Origin of the sequence: Promicromonospora kroppenstedtii DSM 19349, from assembly GCF_000515355.1 — a bacterium.
GTDB lineage: Bacteria > Actinomycetota > Actinomycetes > Actinomycetales > Cellulomonadaceae > Promicromonospora > Promicromonospora kroppenstedtii.
This window is the reverse complement of the sequence record NZ_KI911697.1, coordinates 1896-4254: the sequence shown is the minus strand read 5'-3', so window position 1 is coordinate 4254 and position 2359 is coordinate 1896. Positions and strand designations below refer to the sequence as shown.

The window sequence follows — 2359 nt, the reverse complement described above, 5'->3', positions numbered from 1 at the left end:
GGCGGCGTCGGCGAACGCGTAGACGCGCCACCGGCCGTCGGCGCGGGCGTGGTGGCCCAGGTGCGCCGGGTTGCCCTCGGCCACCCGCTCGACCGGGGCCGACTTGAACCGCTTGCCGACCGGGAAGCCCGTCGCCAGGTGCTGGTGCGCGGCGCCGGCCACGATCATGGAGGGCTGGTACCGCGTCATGAAGCCGCAGGGGAACTCGGCGGTCTTGACGTAGAAGTCCTCGAGGTACGTCGGGTCGGGCAGGTCCTCGGGCCGGGTGGCCATGAGCCGCGACCACTCGCGGTCGAAGTCGATGAGCTCCTGGGCCACCACCTGCCGCTCCGCGGAGTAGGTGGCCAGCAGCGCCTCGGGGGCGCGGCCCGCGAGCACGTGCGCCAGCTTCCAGGCGATGTTCCAGCCGTCCTGCATGGAGACGTTCATGCCCTGCCCGGCCTTGGCGCTGTGCGTGTGGCAGGCGTCGCCGGTCAGGAACACGCGCGGGGTGCGGGTGCCGGTGTGCTCGGCGGGCACGTCGTCGAACCCGTCGGTGACCCGGTGGCCCACCTCGTAGACGCTGTGCCAGGGCACGTCCTTCACGTCGAGCGTGTAGGGGTGGATGATCCGGTTCGCCCGCGCGATCACCTCGTCCAGCGTCGTGGCGCGGACGCGCGCGCTCTCGCCGGGCGGCACCTCGCCGAGGTCGACGTACCAGCGGGCCAGGAACCCGCCCTCGCGGGGGATGAGCAGGATCGACCCGCCGTCGTGCGACTGGATGGCGCACTTGGTGCGCACGTCCGGGAAGTCGGTCACCGCCAGGATGTCCATCACGCCCCAGGCGTGGTTGGCCCGGTCGCCCACGGGCCTGCGGCCGATGGCCTGCCGCACGGCGCTGTGCGCGCCGTCGGCCCCGATCACGTAGCTCGCGCGCACGGTGCGCTCGGTGCCCTCCCGCGGTCCTGCGGTGTGCCGCAGGGTGACGGTGACGGGCGCGCCGGGGGTCTCGGGGACGCTGAGCCCGGTGACCTCCAGGCCGTAGTCGGGGGTCACGCGGGCCGGCCCGCGGGCCGCGACCTCGGCGAAGTAGTCGAGCACGCGGGCCTGGTTGACGATCAGGTGCGGGAACTCGCTGATGCCGTCGGAGTCGTCGGGCGGCACGGCGGCGCGCGCGATCTTCCGCGGGTCCGCGGGGTCCGGCTTCCAGAACGCCATCTCGGTGATCCGGTACGCCTCCGCGGTGATCCGCTCCGCGAACCCGAACGCCTGGAACGTCTCGACGCTGCGCGCCTGGATGCCGTCGGCCTGGCCCATCTCCAGGCGCCCGGCGCGGCGCTCCACGACGTGCGTGCGGATGCCGGGGAACTGCGCGAGCTGCGCGGCCGCGATCATGCCCGCCGGTCCGCTGCCGACGATCAGCACGTCGACCTCGTCCGGCAGCTCGGCGGGGCGGCCGACGCCGTAGCCCGCGGCGGGCTGCACGCGCGGGTCGCCGGACACGTAGCCGTGGTGGTGGAACTGCATCGTTCGTCCGTTTCTGCCCGTGGTCGGCGACGTTGCCGGGCCCATCTCGACCATATACGATCTGTGATACGAAGCACCAGGGAGCAAGGGAGCTCATGGGTACCGAAGCGCTGTCCCGGCGGCCCGGCAAGATCGTCGCCGTCCACCTGGCCTACGCCTCCCGCGCCGACCAGCGCGGGCGCCGTCCGGCCGCGCCGTCCTACTTCCTCAAGCCCGCCAGCTCGCTCGGCGTGAGCGGGGGCGTCGTCGAGCGCCCCGCCGGCACCGAGCTGCTGGCCTTCGAGGGCGAGATCGCGCTGGTCATCGGCGAGCCCGCCCGGCACGTGACCGTCGCTGACGCCTGGGACCACGTCGCCGCCGTCACCGCGGCGAACGACCTGGGCGTCTACGACCTGCGGTGGGCCGACAAGGGCTCCAACGTGCGTTCCAAGGGCCGCGACGGGTACACGCCGCTGGGCCCCGCGCTCCTGGACGCCCGCGCCGTGGACCCGGCCGCGCTGCGCCTGCGCACCTGGGTCAACCGCGAGCTCGTGCAGGAGGACACGACCGGGCCCGACGCGCTGCTGTTCCCGTTCGCCCAGCTCGTGGCCGACCTGTCCCAGCACCTCACGCTGGAGCGTGGCGACGTGATCCTCACGGGCACGCCCGCCGGGTCCAGCGTGGTGGTGCCCGGCGACGTGGTCGAGGTGGAGGTGGACGCCCCGACCGCGCCGGGCGCGCCGTCGTCGGGCCGGCTGGTGACCACGGTGGTGCAGGGCGAGGTGCCGTTCACCGACGTGGGGGCCGGGCCCCGGGTAGACGACGCGCAGCGGGCCGACGCCTGGGGCAGCGCGGAGGCTGCGGGGCTGCCGCC

2 protein-coding genes are annotated in these 2359 nt (G+C 74.2%); one reads left to right on the top strand and one right to left on the bottom strand.

Annotation, left to right across the window (positions count from 1 at the left end; genetic code table 11):
- The coding region (locus PROKR_RS18015; protein ID WP_036965374.1) for an FAD-dependent monooxygenase at positions 1 to 1506 on the bottom strand (1506 nt) is incomplete at its 3' end.
- Between the two features lie 95 nt (positions 1507 to 1601).
- Between PROKR_RS18015 and PROKR_RS18010 the strand changes: the two genes are divergently transcribed.
- The coding region (locus tag PROKR_RS18010) for a fumarylacetoacetate hydrolase family protein (RefSeq protein WP_036965372.1) at positions 1602 to 2359 on the top strand (758 nt) is incomplete at its 3' end.